Consider the following 18,491-nt stretch of genomic DNA (forward strand, 5'->3'; position numbering starts at 1 on the left):
GTAAGCTCCGCCTTCCTCTGAATCGATGATTCAGAATGCAATGAAAGACGCGCAATTAAATCAATAAGAAACAGGAACGTTGACGTTCGCGGTAGCAATGCAGGGATATTCGCCTGATCGATTCCGCAAACGGCGCTGGTCACTTCATATACGCGCGCTGGTCGATGATCAGTCAAGCGTGATTTTTGCTGCTGCACTGCAACAATCGACGATTTTTTGATCCATTTTGGATTTTTATCATCAACCTACTTGGAAGAAATTTCCCATTATGCCCGTCTGTCGTACTTGAATTGTACGCAAACGAGACAAGAATGCCGTTCTGGACTGCTGCGTCATTTGGTTTTTGCCATTGCCGGTTCGTGATGCCTCGCATAGGTAGACGGCCAAGGTGAGGGGAACGTGATGGAACAGCGGAATTTGAATCTATTGAACGCCGACAAGACGATCGCAGGCGAGACAGACATGCGTAAGGGGTGGCAGACGCCTGCCTTGATTATGCCCACCGATGTCAAAGACGGAACGGAGTTCATTACTCCCGGACCCGGGGGTGACAACTATTTGTCAAACAATGCTTTCAGCTGACTGCGGACATCGTTCGGGGTGTTGAACGAAGATGGGTGAATTTGCCGGCATTGTTCGGTTCGATGGCGGGCAGATTGACGGCGGTACTTTCGAGAGGCTGGGTCGAGGACTTGTTGGTCAGCTCAAGGCTACCTTATGGCACGGCGGTGCGGGAGCGATTGCCGAGCGGCCCGCGCTTAAGGCTGCGTCGCATTTACTACCGCAGATGGGTGAACTGGCATCGGGAGCGTTGCTCGTCGCGGATGCCAGGCTCGACGAGCGCGATAATTGTATCGCCGCGTTGGGCATCGATCCCTTGCGCCGCCCGGATGATCTCGAGATTCTCGGCGCGGCCTGTGAACGGTGGCGAGACGATGCGGCAGCCCGGTTATATGGCGAGTTCGCCTTTGCACTTTGGGACGAGCGTTCGCGTCGGCTAACCTTGGCACGCGATGCGCTCGGCATGCGCTCGCTATATTATTTTGCTGATGGCAATATGGCCGTATTCGCGACCACCTTGCGGAAAATGCTTGCCTTGCCGCAAGTGCCGCGAGACCTCGACGATATCGCGCTGGGCAATTTCCTAACTCAAACGCAAGGCGACGTTGAGCGGACTCTTTATAGCCATATCAAGCGCGTCCCTCCCGGCGGCACCATTGTTATAGAGCGCGGATCCGTGCGGGCCAATCGCTACTGGGTGCCGCAATCTATCCCGACGATTGGATATTCTCACGACCAGGACTATGTCGAAGCCGCGCGTGAATTGCTCGATCGTGCCGTCGCGAGCCGCCTTCCGCCGGAGGGGGGCGTAACCGCGATGCTGTCGGGCGGATTCGATTCCACCGGCGTGGTCGGCACCGCCGCGCGATTGCTCGGTGATCGGCGGATCCATGCCTTTACGCGGGTGCCAGGCGCTGCGCATCCTTACAACACGCTGGATGAAGCGGCGCTGGCTCGACAATTGGTTGATTGTCATCCCAATATCGATTGGACGACGATTGATGACGACGTAGAAACGCCGCGCGATCGCGCTCCGGAACTGGAGGCGCCGATCTTGTGCATGCCGCGCACCGGTGCCTTCAACCCAGCGTGGTTCCGACCATTGCTCGATGCTGTCGAGCGAACTGGCGCGCGTGTCCTGCTCAATGGCGGGATGGGCAACATGACATTATCGTGGGCCGGCAAGCCGCCTTATGCCGATCATCTGCGTCGTGGCAGACTGATTGCGGCTGCTCGCGTCGCATTTGATACGCGGCGGAGCCAGAAGCGATCACTATTCGATGTCTTGCGTAAGGACTTCGCGCCAGTGATGGAACCCAGGCACTTGCGTCTCTGGCGCTGGAGGCGCCGAGATGGCGGCGCACCTGCGATTCTGCGTCACTGTGCTGTTTCGCGCGATTTTCTCGATAGCCTCAATTCTCTTCGATATGCGTGGGCGCTTGATCAGGAGTTACCTTTCCAGATGACGGGCGATGCCCGTACATGGCGGATGAGTTTACTTCAGACTCAGGAGTCGCGCGATGTCATGGCGGGAATCCGGCACTTTTTTTCCTTCGAGCAGCGCGACCCGATGTCCGATCGACGCCTCGCTGAATTCACGCTCGGCGTGCCCGACGACCAATTCTTTCACAAGGGCGAGACGCGCTGGCTGGCCCGTCGCGTCCTTGCCGATCGTGTGCCGCGTGACGTGTTGATCGAGCATCGCCAGGGGCGGCAATGTCCCGAATGGCACCATGTCGCCAAACGGCGTCGTGATGCGATGGCGGCTTCGATCGAGCGGATCGGACGCTCATCGCTCGCATCCCGGGTCATCGATGTTCCCCGATTGAAGACCCTGCTCGATACCTTTCCCGACGATGCCGCGACGGCGATGAAAAGCAGCGCCGAGCACGGCCCCATGCTCTTGCGCGGCATTCAGATGGGTAGCTTCCTGCGCTGGCATGAAGGCGGCAACGAATAACAGATTGTAACGGGGCGCCTATGCGGTGACGTCTCCCAGTTCCACCCGCACCACCCGATCGCACAGTGCCATGCTTTCGGCGCGGTGCGAGATCATCAGGATCGTCGGCTGCGGATCGAGTGCTGCGAGCCGCGCGAGCAGCGCTGCCTCGCCGTCAGCATCGATCGCATTGGCAGCCTCGTCGAGGACCAGGAGGCGTGGGGCACGCAGCAGGGCGCGGGCCAGAGCGAGACGCTGCCGCTCGCCGCCCGACAGCATCGTGCCGCGCTCGCCGATCACCGTGTCCAGCCCCTGCTCGAGCCGCGCGACCAGGCCCTGCGCGCCGGCCAGCTCCAGCGCACGAGCCATTGCCTCCTCGCCGATTGCCGGGTCACCCCAGCTGAGATTGCGGCGCACGCTGTCATGGAACAGGAAGCCATCCTGCGGGACATAGGCAACACTGTCGCGCCAGCCTGCGCGGCGTGCAGCATCAAGAACCTCTCCGCCGACCAGCATCTCACCCGATTGCGGCACGAGCAGCCCGATCATCATATCGATCAGCGTCGTCTTGCCCGCACCGGACGGGCCGCTGATGCCGACAAAGCTGCCCGGCGCGATCGTCAGGCTCGCCTGCTTCACGCCGCCGCCGCCGGGATGGAGGAAGGCAACGCCGCGCAACTCGATGTCGCCGGCGGGCGGGGTGATCGGCGGCGGGGCGGACGCGTCATCGCGGCCGAGATCGACCTCCAGCTGGCGGATCGCCTCAAAGCTCGGCAGGCCGAAGAAGAAGTTCTGCGCCGCGGCCTGGATCTGCTGTGCGGGGCCGCTCATCCGCGCGAAGATCAGCACCAGCGCAATCAGTACGGCCGGCTGGATGTGCAGCGCAACCCCGGCAAGCACCACGGCGGCGCCCGCCAGTGAGGAGCCGATCGCGAACCCGGCACGACTGCGCGCCTGGCGCTGCTGAAAGGTCAGCTGGCGCTGGCGCAACTGAGTCTGGATCGTTTCGAATTCTGTGACGAAGCGGCCCTGGCCATTTTGTGCTGCCGCTGCCTTCAGCCCGCCGAGAAAACCGCTCGCGCTGCCCATCAATGCCTGGCTTTGGCGCACCACATCGCTGCCCAGGTCGCGCGACCGGCCGTGCGATATCAGGATCACGCCGCCGCCGATCACCAGCAGGATGATCGCCCCCGCCGCGAAGCCTGGCGCGAGCGTAAAGGCGAGTGCGCCCTGGACGATCAGCAGTACGATCGCGACCACGCCCTGGATCATGAACTGGGCGCTCGAGCCGATCCGCTGCATCTCGGTGCCGAGCAGATTGGTGATGCGGGCATGGCGCAGAGTCACGATCCGACTCCACGGTGCGACGGCGAGCGTGCGCAACACCTGATTGCGCTGCTGTTCGACAAAGCCGGTCTGCAGCTTGCCGAGCGTCAGGTCGCGCATGTAGAGTGTGCCGGCCCGGATCAGCGCGACGCAGATGAACGCGGCCAGCAACACGGCAAGTTGCGCGACTGGCGTGGTGGCGCCGAGCACGGTCAGCGCGTCGCCGATCCATAGGCGCCACGGATCACCGCTGCCCGGCGAGACGACGACGCTGAGGATCGGGATCAGCAGCAGCACGCTGACCCCGTCGAGCAGCGCGCCGGACCCGACCAGCCCCGCCGCCAGCCAGATCCGCCAGCGCGCATAGCCGCCGAATGCCGCTGCAAACGCTGCCGCCGATTTCCACGGGCCGGCACTGCCTCCCGGTATATCGCTCATTCCGCCCCGACCCCCATGATAAGCCGCCGGTATAAAGCCGTCGTCGCGCCGCGCCAATCGTCGCGCCGACATTCGGCATTGCTGCATTGCAGCAAATAATTCTGATTTGTTTCCAGTACTTATCGTTTTGGTTCTATCCGCCACTTGCAAAGCATTCTCAGGGGCCGCACCATCCGCGGCGGAATGAGATCGGGCAAGGGCGCGCGGACGCCGGCCGTCATTCCCGGGAGCCGAAACCTGAACGACTGGGCAGGGGGAACGAGCAGCGATGATTAACCAGAGCTGGTTGCGCGGCATGGCAGGCAGCCTTGCACTGTTGCTGGTATCCGCCTGTTCAGGCGCGAAGCCGCCGCCCGGACCCCCGGTGGCGCAAGTGACCGTCGCGGTGCCGCTACAACGCGATGTCGTCGATTGGGACGAATATGTCGGCCGGTTCGAGGCGATCCAGGACGTCGAATTGCGGCCGCGCGTATCGGGCACGATCGACCGGGTGCTGTTTACCGACGGCCAGAATGTCGGCCAGGGCCAGGCATTGTTCACCATCGACCCGCGCCCCTATCGTGCCGCGCTCGGCCAGGCACAGGGAGCGTCGGCCAAGGCGGCGGCATCGCTTGCCAATGCGCGATCGGAACTGGCGCGGGCGCAGAAGCTGCTCGATGTGCAGGCGATATCGAAGGAGGAGTTCGAAACCAAGCAGGCGGCGGTGCGCACCTCGGGCGCCGATCTCGCTGCGGCACAGGCATCGGTCAGCAACGCGCAGCTCAATTTGAGTTTCACTACGGTGCGCTCGCCGATTTCGGGCCGCGTGTCGGACCGGCGCGTGTCGAGCGGCAATTTCGCGACCGAGGGGCAAACGATCCTGACGCGCGTCGTGTCGGTTAGCCCGATCTGGTTCTCGTTCGAAGGCGCGGAAAGCTTCTATCTCAAATATCTGCGCCAGGACCGTACCGGCGAGCGCGGCTCGTCGCGCAATACGCCCAATCCGGTTGAGGTGCAGCTGGCCGACGAAAGCGGCTATCGCTGGCGCGGCCGGATGGATTTTCTCGACAATGCGATCGACCAGAATTCCGGCACGATCCGTGCCCACGCAGTGATCGCCAACCCCGACGGCTTCCTGACCCCCGGCATGTTCGGCCGGGCGCGGCTGCTCGGGTCGGGCACCTACAAGGCGATGCTGGTACCGGATGAAGCGGTCAGCACCGATCAGACGCGCAAGCTGGTCTATGTCGTCGGCAAGGACGGCAAGGCGACGCCGCGCCCGGTCGAGACCGGACCGCAGGTCGAAGGACTCCGCGTGATCAAGAAGGGGCTGGCCGCCACTGACCAGGTAGTGATCGAGGGGCTGACCACGCTGCAGCCGGGCGCCCCGGTCAAGGTACATCTGATCAAGATGCAGCCGCGCGCCGCCAACACATCGCCGACCTCGCAGCCGGACACGGCGCCGCCGCCGTCCGAAGCCACGGCGCGTTGATCCCGTGAAATTCCCCCATTTCTTCATCGAGCGGCCGATCTTCGCCGCGGTCATGTCGATCCTGATCGTGGTGTTCGGAATCGTCGCCTATCCCGGTCTGCCGGTCGCGCAATATCCCGAGATCGCGCCGCCGACCGTGGTGGTCAGCGCGACCTATCCCGGCGCCACCGCCGAGACGCTGGCCGAGACCGTCGCCGCGCCGCTCGAGGAGTCGATCAATGGCGTGGAGAACATGATCTACATGTCTTCCTCCTCGACCGGCGATGGCGCAATCGCGATTACCGTGACGTTCAAGCAGGGCGTCAATGTCGACCAGGCGCAGGTGTTGGTGCAGAATCGCGTCTCGACCGCGGAGCCGCGCCTGCCCGAGGAGGTGCGCCAGATCGGCGTGACGGTGCGCAAGAATTCGCCCGACATCCTGATGGTGATCGCGCTGACCTCACCCGACGGATCGCTGTCGCAGCAATATATCTCCAACTATGCGACCAGCCAGCTGATCGACCGGCTGTCGCGCATCCAGGGTGTCGGCGGTGTGCGCTCGTTCGGCGGGCGCGACTATAATATGCGGGTATGGATCGACCCCGATCGCGCCTCGTCGCGCAACCTGACCGTGGATGAGATCGTCGCGTCGATCCGCGCACAGAACGCGCAGGTCGCGGTCGGATCGGTCGGCCAGCCGCCGTTCAACCAGGGCGGTACCGCGTTTCAGCTCGGTATCCAGACCGAAGGCCGGCTGACGACCACCGACCAGTTCGGCGAGATCATCGTCAAGCGCGACGACCAGGGGCGCCTCACGCGGCTGCGCGATGTCGCGCGGCTTGAGCTCGGCGCGCAGGATTACGGCATCAACGCGCAGCTGAGCGGCAAGGCGACCACCGCGCTCGGCATCACTCAGCTGCCGGGATCGAACGCGCTGACCACGGCGGATGCGGTCAAGGCGGAAATCGCCGAGGCAAGCAAATCCTTCCCGGTGGGGATGAGCTACTCGATTCCCTATAATCCGACTGAATATATCGAGGCGTCGATCGAGGCGGTGTATCACACACTGATCGAGGCGATTATCCTCGTTGCGCTGGTCGTGCTGCTATTTCTGCAAAGCTGGCGCGCGACGATCATCCCGCTGATCGCGGTGCCGGTTGCACTGGTCGGGTCGCTGGCGATGCTCGCGCTGTTCGGCTTCTCACTCAACAATCTCTCCTTGTTCGGCATGGTGCTGGCGGTCGGCATCGTCGTCGACGACGCGATCGTCGTGGTCGAGAATGTCGAGCGATTAATGGAGGAGAAGGGACTCTCCCCGCGTGAGGCCGCGCATGAGACGATGGACGAAGTGTCCGGCGCGCTGATCGCGATCGCGCTGGTGCTGTGCGGCGTGTTCATCCCGACCAGCTTCATCCCCGGCATTTCCGGGCAATTCTATCAGCAGTTCGCGCTGACCATCGTTTCCGCGGCGGTGATCTCCGCATTCGTGTCCTTGACGCTGTCGCCGGCGCTGGCTGCGATGATCCTGAAGCCCAAACATGAGAATGAGCCACGCGCGGGCTGGCTCGGCTATCCGGCGCGCTTCTCGCGTGGCTTCAATCGCGGGTTCAACAAGCTGGGCGAGAAATTCGGTAAATTCACTGCCCGCGCGGTGCGCTCGCTGCTGCTGGTCGGCATCGTTTATGCTTGCCTGATCGGGCTGGCCGGCTGGCGCTTCACCGCGACGCCGACCGGCTTCATCCCGGCGCAGGACCAGGGCTATCTGATTGCGGTGATCCAATTGCCGCCGGGATCGTCGCTGCAACGCACGACCGAGATCATGAACAAGGCCGGGGCGATCGCCCGCGCCAATCCGGCGACGCAGGCGACGGTCGAATTTGCCGGCCTGGACGGCGCGACCTTCTCGACTGCGCCTAATGCCGGCGCGATGTTCGTCCCCTTGAAACCGCATGCCGACCGCAAGAATGCGAACCTGATCGCCGGTGAGCTGCGCAAGGCATTCGGCCCGATTACTGGCAGCAACATCCTGGTCATCCCGCCGCCGCCGGTGCGCGGGATCGGTACCGGCGGCGGCTGGAAGATGCTGATCGAAGATCGCAACAACCAGGGCTATAAAGCGCTGGAGGGCGCAGCGTTCGCGATGATGATGAAGGCCAATCAGGCCCAGGGCATCACCAGTGCCTTCACCACCTTCAACACGCGCACGCCGCGGCTCTATGCCGATATCGATCGCGAGCGGGCGGAGCAGCTTGGCGTGCCGGTCGACAGTGTGTTCCGCACGCTCGGCACCTATCTCGGCTCGACCTATATCAATGATTTCAACTTTATCGGCCGGACCTTCCGCGTGACGGCGCAGGCCGATGCACCGTACCGCGACCAGATCTCCGATGTCGGGCATCTCAAGGCGCGTTCGGCGGCGGGCACGATGGTGCCGCTCGATGCGGTGCTGACGCTGAAGAACGACAGCGGGCCGTACCGCGTGGTGCGCTACAATCTCTACCCATCGGCGGAACTGCAGGGCGATACCGTGCCGGGCTTCTCCTCCGGCCAGTCGCTCACGACCATGGCGACGCTGGCGTCGCAGACCCTGCCCAAGGGCATGTCGTTCGAATGGACCGAGCTCGCCTATGAACAGCAACAGGCCGGCAATACCGGCGCCTTGGTGTTCGGGCTCGCCGTGCTGTTCGTGTTCCTGCTACTTGCGGCGAATTACGAAAGCCTGGTGCTACCGCTCGCGGTGATCCTGATCGTGCCGATGTGCCTGCTCGCCGCGATCGTCGGGGTGAACATCTTCGGCGGCGACAATAATATCCTCACCCAGATCGGGCTGGTCGTGCTGATCGGGCTGGCGGCGAAGAATGCGATCCTGATCGTCGAATTCGCGCGCCAGAACGAGGAAGCGGGAATGGAGATGCACCGCGCCGCCGAACATGCCGCCGAGCAGCGCCTGCGCCCGATCGTGATGACCTCGATTGCGTTCATCCTCGGCGTATTGCCGCTGGTGATCGGCACCGGGCCGGGCGCCGAGATGCGTCAGGCCCTGGGCGTCGCGGTGTTCTTCGGCATGATCGGGGTGACCAGCTTTGGCCTGCTCTTCACGCCGAGCTTCTATGTCATCAGCCGCAAATTCGGTGACTGGGTCAGCAGCAAGGTGCGGCGCAAGCCGAAGCCCGAGGCGGAACCGGTGCCGGCACCGGAAGGAAGCGCGGCATGAAGGCGCTCGCGTTGATCCCGGCGCTTGCGTCGATCCTGGCGCTGTCGGCCTGCACGGTAGGGCCCAATTACGAGCGTCCTGCCACATCGGCCAAGGCGGCAGGCGGATTCAGCGAAACGGAGCGGAGCGGTGCGATCGCTGCGACCGCGCTGCCCGACGACTGGTGGAAGCTTTACGACGACCCGGTCCTCGATCGGCTGATCACTGACGCGCTCGCCCACAACACCGATATTCGCGCCGCCGCCGCCAATCTGGCGCGCGCGCGCGCGGCCCTGTCGGAACAGCAGGGCGCGCGGTTGCCCTCGACCGATCTCAGCGCTTCCGCCACGCGCAGCCGCACGGCGGCAGGGCAAAGCCCGACGCGGAAGGCGTTCGAAACCGATTACTACTCGGTTGGCTTCGATGCCTCGTACGAGATCGACCTGTTCGGCGGCGTGACCCGCGCGATTCAGGCAGCGCGCGGGGACCGCGATGCGGCGGCGGCGCAACTCGATGCCGCGCGTGTGTCGATCGCGGCGGAAACGGCGCGTGCCTATGCCACCGCGTGCGGGAATGCCGCGCAACGCGCCGTGGCGCAGGAAACCGTCGGGCTGCAGCAGCAGACGCTCGACCTCACCAAACGTCTGTTCGATGCCGGGCGCGGCACGCGCCGCGATGTCGAGCGCGCCGATGTGCTGCTCGCCCAGACCCAGGCGCAGATCCCCGGCTTCGAGGCGGAACGCCGCGCGTCGCTCTACGCGCTGGCAACGCTCACCGGTCGTCCGCCAGCCGAGATCGATGCCGATGCCGATCGCTGCACCACGCCGCCGCGCGTCCGTGCGATCCTGCCGGTAGGTGATGGCAATGCCTTGCTCGCACGCCGTCCGGACGTCCGCGCGGCGGAACGCACGCTGGCCGCCGATACCGCACGGGTCGGGGTCGCGACCGCTGATCTCTATCCCTCGATCCAACTGCTCGGCAGCATCGGCTTTGGCGCAACCAAGCCGGGCAATGTGTTCAAGGGATCGGGCTTCTCCTATTCGCTCGGGCCGCTGATCTCGTGGAATTTCCCCAACCAGACGATCGCGCGTGCGCGCCTGCGTCAGGCCGAGGCTGTGTCGGACGGATCACTTGCGAGCTTCGACGGCACGGTGCTGACGGCGTTGAAGGAAGTGGAACAAGCACTCGCGCGTTATGCCGGCGCGCTCGACACCAATGCCGCGCTGGTCCGCGCCGAACAGGCGAGCGGCGAGGCGGCCAAGCTGTCGAAATTGCGCTTTGATTATGGCGCTGACAGCTTTCTGTTGCTGATCGATGCCGAACGCGACCGGGCGAATGCGCGCGCTGCACGTGCCCAGTCGGATGCAGCGGTCGCCGATGCGCAGATCAGCCTCTTCAAGGCTCTGGGTGGCGGCTGGGAAGGCGCGCCCGAGGTCACGCGGCGCGAGCCGTGATTTCGGCGCCACAGGAAGCGTTCCCGCTCCTGAGCTGATCTGTTCCCTTCCGTTCGCCCTGAGCTTGTCGAAAGGCCGTTCTTCTTCCGAACAAAAGACCAGGGCTTCGACAGGCTCAGCCCGAACGAGAACGGGTGATTTCACACCGACCAGTATCTGCTCAATGTTCCGCAGTTTTTGGTGCAGACGCAACCGGACTCGCCAGCGGCTCGATCGCGATCGCATCCGGATCGGCGATCAGGTCGCGGATCGCAGCGGTGTCGCCCTGGTCGACCACGCCGAAGACCGGCATCGACCCCGCCTTGGGATCGGTCAGCACCACCCGGTCGCGCGCATAGAGATTGATCTTGGCAATGACGTCGCGCAGCGGCTCCCCGCGAAAGACAAGCTGGCCGCGTGTCCAGGCGGTGGCGCTGTCGGCGTCGAGATCGGTCGCCTGGCGGATGAAGCCGACGCTGCCGCCGTCGCGCGCAGTGATCCCGAATGCCAGCCGCTCGCCCTTGCGCGCGAGCTTCTCGATCGGCTCGCTCGCGCGCAGGCCTCGCGCACCGTCGCGCAGCGCGATGCGGATCACGCCTTCGACCACTGTGACTTCGGCCTCGCGTGCAGCCACCGCGACGTCGAACGCCGTGCCGACCGCTTTGACTTCGCCATGCGGCGTCTCGACGATGAATGGCCGCGCGGTGTTGTGCGCGACCTTGAACAAGGCTTCGCCGCTGGTCAGCCGCAACCGGCGCTCGGCCGGTGTATAGTCGATGGCGACGCGGCTGTCGGCGGCGAGCGTGACGGTCGAGCCATCGGCCAGCCGGATCAGCCGGCGCTCGGCATGGCCCGTCGCATAATGCTGCGCGAAATCGCGCTCAGCTGCAGGATAAACGAACCAGGTGACGCCACCGATGAGGGCAAGCATCACTGCCGCAAGTGCTGCGGCCCGCGCTGGCCATGTCCGCCACATAGATGGTACGGGCAGTGCCTCGACCGGACGCTCGAAGTCGCCCAGCCAATCCCAGAATGCGGCGGCTTCCTGCCGGTCCGCGGGATGCAGATCGTCGCCGCGCCCGGTGAGGAGCGCATCGAACACCGCCTCGGCGCGGCCACCCAGATCGCGGTCGCTCATTGGCCACGCTCCATCAGATGGCCGAGCCGGGCATAGAGATGCGCGACGGCATGGTTCAGGTGCTTCTGCACCATGCGCGAGCTGATCCCGAGGTCGCGCGCGATCTCGCCGGTACTGCGTTCGTCGAACCGGCGCATCACGAACACAGTGCGGCACCGCGATCCAAGCTCGTCGAGCGCGGCTTCCAGCGCGGCCTGCAGATCGGCGACGCGCCGCCCATCCTCCTGTGCCGCCCGGACGGGCATGTCATGCTCGTCGAGCAGCGGCGCGGTCGAGATGGTGCGGCGATGGCGATCGGCGATCAGATTGGCGGCGATGCGGAAGAGATAGGCTTGCGGCTCATCGAGCGTTTGCGTCTGCGCCCGGGCGATCAGCCGCGCGCACGCTTCCTGTACCAGATCTTCGACTTCGGTGGGATTGGCGACGCGGCGTGACACGAATGCGCGCAGCGCCGCGCGATAGGCATCGAAGCCCTCGCCCGTGGCCAAGCCCGTGCCGCTATTCGTTGCCCCGCGCACTTTCCCTGTTCCTTCGGTGCCTTATGCCCTTAGCCATGACGCAGAGCGGGGGCAAAAGCGAACCCGATCCGGCCCGCCGATAAAAAATTTAGAGCCCTGGTTCGCATTGATCCATTTTGGCGTCATTCAATTATCGGCTCTGGGGAGGGCCGGGCAAAGAGCGAAGGGGGCCCGCCGATGAACACACGCCATCTGTTATTCGCCACGAGCGCAATCATGATCGCCATGCCGGCTGCCGCGCAAGCCGCCGCGGATGTGTCTCACAGCATCGACTTGCCGGCCGGTCCGCTCGACACGGCCTTGTTCCAGGTGGCGCGCCAGACCGGCATGCAACTGATCTTCACTGATCCCGGCATTGCTGGAATCCGCGTCGCACGCGTGTCCGGCAATTATACCGCTCGGCAGCTACTCGACACATTGCTGGCGAAGACCGGCTATACCTATCGCTTCACCGGCGCGCGCAGCGTGCGGGTGATCGCATTGGTCAAGGCCGGGGCAAAGGTCCGCCCGGCGGGGCTTACCCAATCCGCGCCGCCAACCACTGACGGCCAGGTCGGGGCTGCTACATCCAGCACCGCCGAGGCCGAAAATGCCGTGGACGGCAACGACCAGCAGGAACAGGGCGATATCGTCGTCGTCGGCACTCAGATCAAAGGCAGCAAAGTGACCGAGGCGCTGCCCGTCACGGTGGTCGATGAGCAGCAGATCCGGGCAACGGGGGCTGCGTCAGGCGACGAATTGTTTCGTTCGATCCCGCAAATGGGCGATGTCAGCTTCAATTCGAGCTATCTGCCCAACAGTTCCAATTCGGCGCGCGGTGATGTCGGTTCGGTCAATCTGCGCAATCTGGGCGTCGGCAATACGCTGACCTTGCTTAACGGCCGCCGCGTCGTCGCTCATCCGACCAGCCGCGCGGACGACAATCTGGTCCCGGTGCAGACCTACAATACCAACGCGATCCCGGTGTTCGGGCTCGAACGGCTCGAGGTGCTGCGTGACGGCGCGGCGGCGATCTACGGTTCGGACGCGGTGGCCGGCGTGGTCAATACCGTACTCAAGACCGACTTTTCCGGTGTCCAGATCGAGGGCCAGACCGGCTGGGCCGAGGGCACCAATCTGGCCGAGAGCAACCTCAACCTGTTGACGGGCAAGAATCTTGGCGATCGCGGCAATATCACATTGTTCGCGAGCTATAATCGCCGCACCGCGCTGGAGGCACGCGACCAGGATTATACCGCTTCGGCCAATATCCAGCCGCTGTTCGCCAATACCCGCTTCTCCGCCGCGGCCTCGCTTGACGGACGCAGCACGATCACGCCGTGGGGCTCATTCCAGACGCTCGGCAATGTCGTGGTCAGGCAGGGCACGACAAATCTGACCAACGCATCGGGTCAGTTCCACATCCAGCCGCTCGCCAATACCGGCTGCGCCACCAATGCGACCACTGGCCTGCCCGGCGGCATCTGCATCGACGATGGCACTAATACTGCGACGGGGGACCGTAATCTCCGCTTCGACGCGCCCCATGCCTTTAACACCAGCGTGATGCCTTCGCTGAAGCGCGTGAACGTCTTCCTGACCGGTCATTATGAACTGACCGACGGCCTCGAATTTTTCGGCGAGGCCGGTTATTATACGGCGACGACAAGAAGCGTGCAGGCCTCGACCGGCACGTTGAGCTCGGGCCCGCTGGTGATCCCGGCATCGAGTTACTGGAATCCTTTTGGTCCGGTGACGTTCGCCAATGGCCAGGCCAACCCCAATCGCCTCCCCGGCATCAACGCGCCGGCCGGCGGATTGCCCGTCATTCTCAGCAGTTATAATTTCGCGGATGTCGGCCCCAACATCGTCGATGTGAAAAACACGCAGTACCGCCTGCTCGGCGGGCTGCGCTGGAATTTCCTCGGCTTCCAATGGGAGAGCGCCGCGCTCTATTCGCGGGCACGCGTCCGCGACACGTCCGACGGTATCAGCCAGACATTGCTGCAGCGCCAGCTCGCGCTGTCGACGCCCGATGCCTATAACCCGTTCAACGGCGGCAATCTGCTCGACCCGAGCGGCGCCGATGCTACGCCGAGCAATCGCGCGGCGATCGATGCGATCAAGGTCAAGACTCAGCGCGTCAGCACGTCAACGCTGGCGATGATCGACCTCAAGGGTTCCAATGCATCCTTGTTCAAGCTGCCCGCCGGTGATGTCGGCCTTGCGATCGGCGGCGAGATTCGCCGCGAAACACAGCGCGACGACCGCGATGCGCGGGTCGATGGCACGATCACCTTCACTGATGCGGTGAATGGCGCAGTCAACGGCTCTGACCTGATTGGTACCAGCCCGTCGCCCGACACCAGCGGGCGTCGCACGGTGGCCGCCGCTTATGTCGAGCTCGCGGTGCCGGTGATCAGTCCCGAGATGAACATTCCGCTGGTCCGCAAGATCGAATTGCAGATCGCAGGGCGGTTCGAACATTATGACGATGTCGGCAGCGTGGCAAAGCCCAAGATCGCCGGTGCCTGGGATGTCGTCCGCGGCCTGCGCTTGCGCGGTTCCTATGCGCAAGGGTTCAAGGCGCCAAACCTGGAACAGATCAATGCGACCGTGGTCACGCGCTCCAACACGCGTACCGACTATGTTCGGTGTGAGGCGGGACTGCGCCAGCCGGCGCTGCTGCCGGATGGCGTAACCTCGAATCCGCTGCACATCGCCAATTTCGCTGCCTGCACCCAGGCCTTCGCGACTTCGGCGCAGCGTTCGGGTAATCCGGATCTCAAGCCGGAGACGTCGAATACATGGTCGGCGGGGATCGTGCTGCAGCCCTATTTTCTCGATAGCGCGATCGGCAAGATCACTTTCACGGCCGATTATTGGCATGTCAGCCAGAAGGGAATTGTCGGGCTGTTCGGTGAAGGTAACGCGCTGATCAACGATTATCTGCTGCGCGCGAAGGGCAGTTCGGATCCCAACGTCATCCGCGCCGCACCGACCGCCGACGACACCACGCTGTTTGCCGGGACGGGACTTGCGCCGGCTGGTCGCGTGCTCTTCGTCAGGGATAAATATGTCAATTTGCTGCCACAAGAAGCGGCGGGCTTCGATCTCGGCCTGACCTGGCGGCTGCCCGATTTCGGCATCGGCCGGTTCAACTTCACCGCCAATGCCGCGCATCTCAGCAAATTCTATCTCAGCCCGTCGCCCAATATCCAGACCTTGCTCGATGCGCGCGCGTCGGGAACCATCAACGCCGGCACCACGATCTCTGGCGGCGGCGACCTGATCCGCCAGAACGGCAAGCCGCGCTGGAAGGTCACCGGCACGGCGACGTGGAGCTACAAGCAGTTCGAGCTTGGCGGCTACACGCAATATACCAGCGACGTCGATGACACCGGGCTGATCGATTCCGCCGGAAATGCCTGGCTGATCGAGGATCAGATGACCTTCAACGCCTATGCCCAGGTGTCGGTCGGCAGTGACCGCGAGGGCAATTACCGGCTCCGGTTCGGTGTCAGGAACCTGACCAACGAACAGCCGCCCTTGTCGTCGAACGGCTATCTCGGTTCGATGTACAATCCCTATGGGCGCTACTGGTACGCCAGCGTGCGGGCGTCGTTCTGATGTCCCGCATCGGCCGCGCCGCGGCATTCGCCGCCCTGCTTTCGCTGGCCGGTGCACCGGTTATGGCGTCGGCGCAGGAAGATCCGACGACGCCGCGCGCCGCGACCGGCGGCGACATCGTCGCCTATGACCAGATCCACAAACAGGCGATCGGCCGGGGCGGCATGGTGGTGAGCCAGAACGCAATTGCCGCGCGGGTCGGTGCCGACATCCTGCGCAAGGGCGGCAATGCGGTCGATGCGGCGGTTGCGGTCGGCTTTGCGCTGGCGGTGGTGCTGCCGCGTGCGGGCAATGTCGGTGGCGGCGGCTATATGCTCGTCCACATGCCGGCCAAGGGCGGGAAGCCGGCGGTTGACCTGGCGATCGATTATTATGGCCAGGCCTCGCGCAACACCACACCCGACCTGCTGCTTGGTGCCAATGGCAAGTTCGATCCGGCCAAGGGCTATTCGATGAAGGGCGTCGCCATTCCCGGCACCGTCGCCGGATTATGGGAAGCGCATCAGCGTTTCGGCACCTTGCCCTGGGGCACGCTGATCGCGCCGGCGATTGCGATGGCGACCAAAGGCGTCACGCTGAGTGATGACGAAGCGCAGGCCAATGCAAACCAGAAAAAGGCCATGGCCGACGACCCCGCCGCGCTTGCGGTCTATTTCAAGCGCGATGGCAGCGCCTATGCGCCGGGCGAGACATGGCGCCAGCCCGATCTGGCGAAGACGCTCAAGACCATCGCCGCCAAGGGCCGCGACGGCTTTTATGCCGGGCCGCTCGCGGCGACGCTTGCCGCCGGGATCAAGGCGGGCGGCGGTGTGATCGATGCTCAGGATCTTGCCGGGTATCGCCCGATCGTCTCGGCGCCGATCTGGTCGAGCTATCGCGGTCGCAAGATCGCCTATATGCCACCGACCGCCTCCGGGGTGAGCGTCGCCGAGGCGATGAATATCCTCGAGACATTCCCGGTGCGTGAGGGCAAATGGGGCAGCACCGCCAATCTCCACTTGCTCGCCGAGACGTTGAAGATCGTATCGTCCGATCGCCGTCTGGTGGGCGGCGGGCCGGACTGGCGGACGCCGACTTCGGGCCTGGCGAGCAAGGCCTATGCCGCCGAGCGCGCGAAGCTGATCCGCACCGATCGGTCGCTCGGCCGTGCCGATCTGCCCGAGGGCAATCCCTATCCGTTCGAAAGCAAGGACACGACGCACTTCTCGATCGTCGATGCGCAGGGCGGGGCGGTCAGTAATACCTATACCTTGTCGGCATCCTATGGCGCGCATGTCGTCGCGCCCGGCACTGGCATCCTGCTCAACAATTCGCTCGGCAATCTCGCCTGGGGCCGCGGGACCGATGGCCAGCGCCGCGCCACCCTGCCGGTGGCGGGCAAGCGGGTCGGCTCGACCATCACGCCGATCATCGTCTTCCAGAATGACAGGCCGTGGCTGGTCACTGGCACGCCGGGCGGCGGCTATATCATCGCGACGATGGTGCAGATGTTGTCCAACGTGATGGATTTCGATCTCAACGTGGCGGAGGCAGCGGAGCGTCCGCGCATCAACCAGGGTGATGCCGATGCGCCGCTGGAACTCGAACAGGGTTTTTCGCCTGATCTGGTCGGCTTGCTCGAGGCGAAGGGTCACAAGGTACGGCCGTCGAACACCATGGGCAGCGTGCAGTCGATCATGGTCGATGGCGACCGATTCCTCGGGTCGGCCGACACACGCCGCCCCGATGCATTGGCGGTCGGTGTTCGCTAGAGTTCAATTCACGGTGCTTATAAACAAGGGAAAGACGATGACCCGCAGCCTGCTTCTCGCCGCGACCGCCCTGGTATTTTCCGGCACCGCATATGCTCAGGGTCTGCCAGATGCGCAGCGTGGCGCGATCCTCGCCAATGTCGACGGGCGCGGCCCGGCGCTGGCGGCGACCGCGAAGAAGATCTGGGATTATGCCGAAGTCGGCTTTCAGGAAATGAAGAGCTCCGGGTTGCTGCAGGCCGATCTCAAAAAGGCGGGCTTCACCGTCACCCCGGGCGTTGCCGGCATGCCGACAGCGTTCGTCGCCAGCTTCAAGAACGGCACGGGGCCCGTGATTGCCGTGCTGGCCGAATTCGATGCGCTGCCCGGTCTTGCGCAGGAAGCGACGCCGGCGCGCGCGCCGATCGCCGGGAAGGCGGCGGGGCATGGATGCGGCCACAATATCTTCGGGGCGGCATCGGTCACCGCGGCGTTGGCGATCAAGGACTGGATGGTCGCCAACAAGATTCAGGGCGAATTGCGCGTCTATGGCACACCGGCGGAGGAGGGCGGTTCGGGCAAGGTCTATATGGTCCGTGCCGGGCTGTTCAACGATGTCGACGCGGTGCTGCACTGGCATCCCGGTGACCAGAACGGCGTTGCGGTGGGCAAGAGCCAGGCGAATATCTCGGGCAAGTTCCGTTTCCATGGCCTTGCCGCGCATGCGTCGGCCGCGCCCGACAAGGGCCGCTCGGCGCTCGACGGGGTCGAGGTGATGAATGTCGCGGTCAATTATCTGCGCGAGCACATCCCGATGTCGACGCGCATCCATTACATCGTCACCAATGGCGGCCAGGCACCCAATGTCGTGCCCGACTTCGCGGAAAGCTATTATTACGTCCGCAACACCGATCCGGCGATCGTCAAATCGGTGATGGCGCGGGTGCAGAAAGCGGCCGAGGGCGCCGCGATCGCGACTGGCACCACGGTCGAGTTCGAGGCGACTGGCGGCGTCTATTCGATGCTGGCGAGCAACACGCTGGCGGCGGTGATGCAGCGCAACCTGACGAGCGTGGGCGGTGAGACCTGGACGCCGGAAGAACTGCAATGGGCCACCGCCATCCAGAAGACGCTGCCGACGCAAAAGCCGCTCGAT

The 18,491-nt window shown here is 64.1% G+C and carries 10 protein-coding genes; 7 read left to right on the top strand and 3 right to left on the bottom strand.

Features of this window, described 5'->3' with window-relative positions; all coding sequences use genetic code 11:
- Positions 1 to 613 precede the first annotated feature (613 nt).
- Complete coding sequence (locus ACRECS_RS08950) at positions 614 to 2,521, top strand: asparagine synthetase B family protein (RefSeq protein ID WP_431582612.1); 1,908 nt, start codon at positions 614 to 616, stop codon at positions 2,519 to 2,521.
- Positions 2,522 to 2,539: 18 nt separating this feature from the next.
- Here ACRECS_RS08950 and ACRECS_RS08955 read toward each other — a convergent pair whose 3' ends face one another.
- Positions 2,540 to 4,264: an ATP-binding cassette domain-containing protein gene (locus ACRECS_RS08955; protein WP_431582613.1), complete on the bottom strand. Its 1,725-nt coding sequence runs from the start codon at positions 4,262 to 4,264 to the stop codon at positions 2,540 to 2,542.
- A 268-nt stretch (positions 4,265 to 4,532) separates the two neighbouring features.
- Between ACRECS_RS08955 and ACRECS_RS08960 the strand changes: the two genes are divergently transcribed.
- The 3 genes from ACRECS_RS08960 to ACRECS_RS08970 are packed head-to-tail and all read left to right on the top strand — an operon-like array spanning position 4,533 to position 10,361.
- Positions 4,533 to 5,735, top strand: a complete 1,203-nt coding sequence (locus tag ACRECS_RS08960) for an efflux RND transporter periplasmic adaptor subunit (RefSeq protein ID WP_431582614.1) — start codon at positions 4,533 to 4,535, stop codon at positions 5,733 to 5,735.
- 4 nt (positions 5,736 to 5,739) lie between these two features.
- The gene (locus ACRECS_RS08965) at positions 5,740 to 8,928 is read left to right on the top strand and encodes an efflux RND transporter permease subunit (RefSeq protein WP_431582615.1); all 3,189 of its coding nucleotides are present in this window, start codon (positions 5,740 to 5,742) and stop codon (positions 8,926 to 8,928) included.
- The gene (locus ACRECS_RS08970) at positions 8,925 to 10,361 is read left to right on the top strand and encodes an efflux transporter outer membrane subunit (RefSeq protein ID WP_431582616.1); all 1,437 of its coding nucleotides are present in this window, start codon (positions 8,925 to 8,927) and stop codon (positions 10,359 to 10,361) included. The genes ACRECS_RS08965 and ACRECS_RS08970 overlap by 4 nt, the downstream gene beginning before the upstream one ends.
- A 160-nt stretch (positions 10,362 to 10,521) precedes the next feature.
- On the opposite strand, the gene ACRECS_RS08975 is transcribed toward ACRECS_RS08970, so the two are convergent.
- Together ACRECS_RS08975 and ACRECS_RS08980 are read right to left on the bottom strand one after the other, a co-directional pair.
- Positions 10,522 to 11,478, bottom strand: coding sequence for a FecR family protein (locus ACRECS_RS08975; RefSeq protein ID WP_431582617.1), 957 nt, complete (start codon positions 11,476 to 11,478; stop codon positions 10,522 to 10,524).
- On the bottom strand, positions 11,475 to 11,996 hold the full coding sequence (locus ACRECS_RS08980; protein WP_431582618.1) for an RNA polymerase sigma factor: 522 nt from the start codon (positions 11,994 to 11,996) through the stop codon (positions 11,475 to 11,477). The genes ACRECS_RS08975 and ACRECS_RS08980 overlap by 4 nt, the downstream gene beginning before the upstream one ends.
- 177 nt (positions 11,997 to 12,173) lie before the next feature.
- Between ACRECS_RS08980 and ACRECS_RS08985 the strand changes: the two genes are divergently transcribed.
- The 3 genes from ACRECS_RS08985 to ACRECS_RS08995 form a co-directional block, all read left to right on the top strand.
- On the top strand, positions 12,174 to 15,605 hold the full coding sequence (locus ACRECS_RS08985) for a TonB-dependent receptor (protein WP_431582619.1): 3,432 nt from the start codon (positions 12,174 to 12,176) through the stop codon (positions 15,603 to 15,605).
- A complete protein-coding gene (gene ggt / locus ACRECS_RS08990; RefSeq protein WP_431582620.1) occupies positions 15,605 to 17,356 on the top strand; it encodes a gamma-glutamyltransferase in 1,752 nt (583 codons plus the stop codon). Before ACRECS_RS08985 ends, ggt begins: the two co-directional genes overlap by 1 nt.
- A gap of 37 nt (positions 17,357 to 17,393) precedes the next feature.
- The coding region (locus ACRECS_RS08995) for an amidohydrolase (protein ID WP_431582621.1) at positions 17,394 to 18,491 on the top strand (1,098 nt) is incomplete at its 3' end.

The sequence above is a fragment of the Sphingomonas sp. genome, from assembly GCF_050725575.1.
In the GTDB taxonomy this organism is placed as follows: Bacteria; Pseudomonadota; Alphaproteobacteria; order Sphingomonadales; family Sphingomonadaceae; genus Sphingomonas.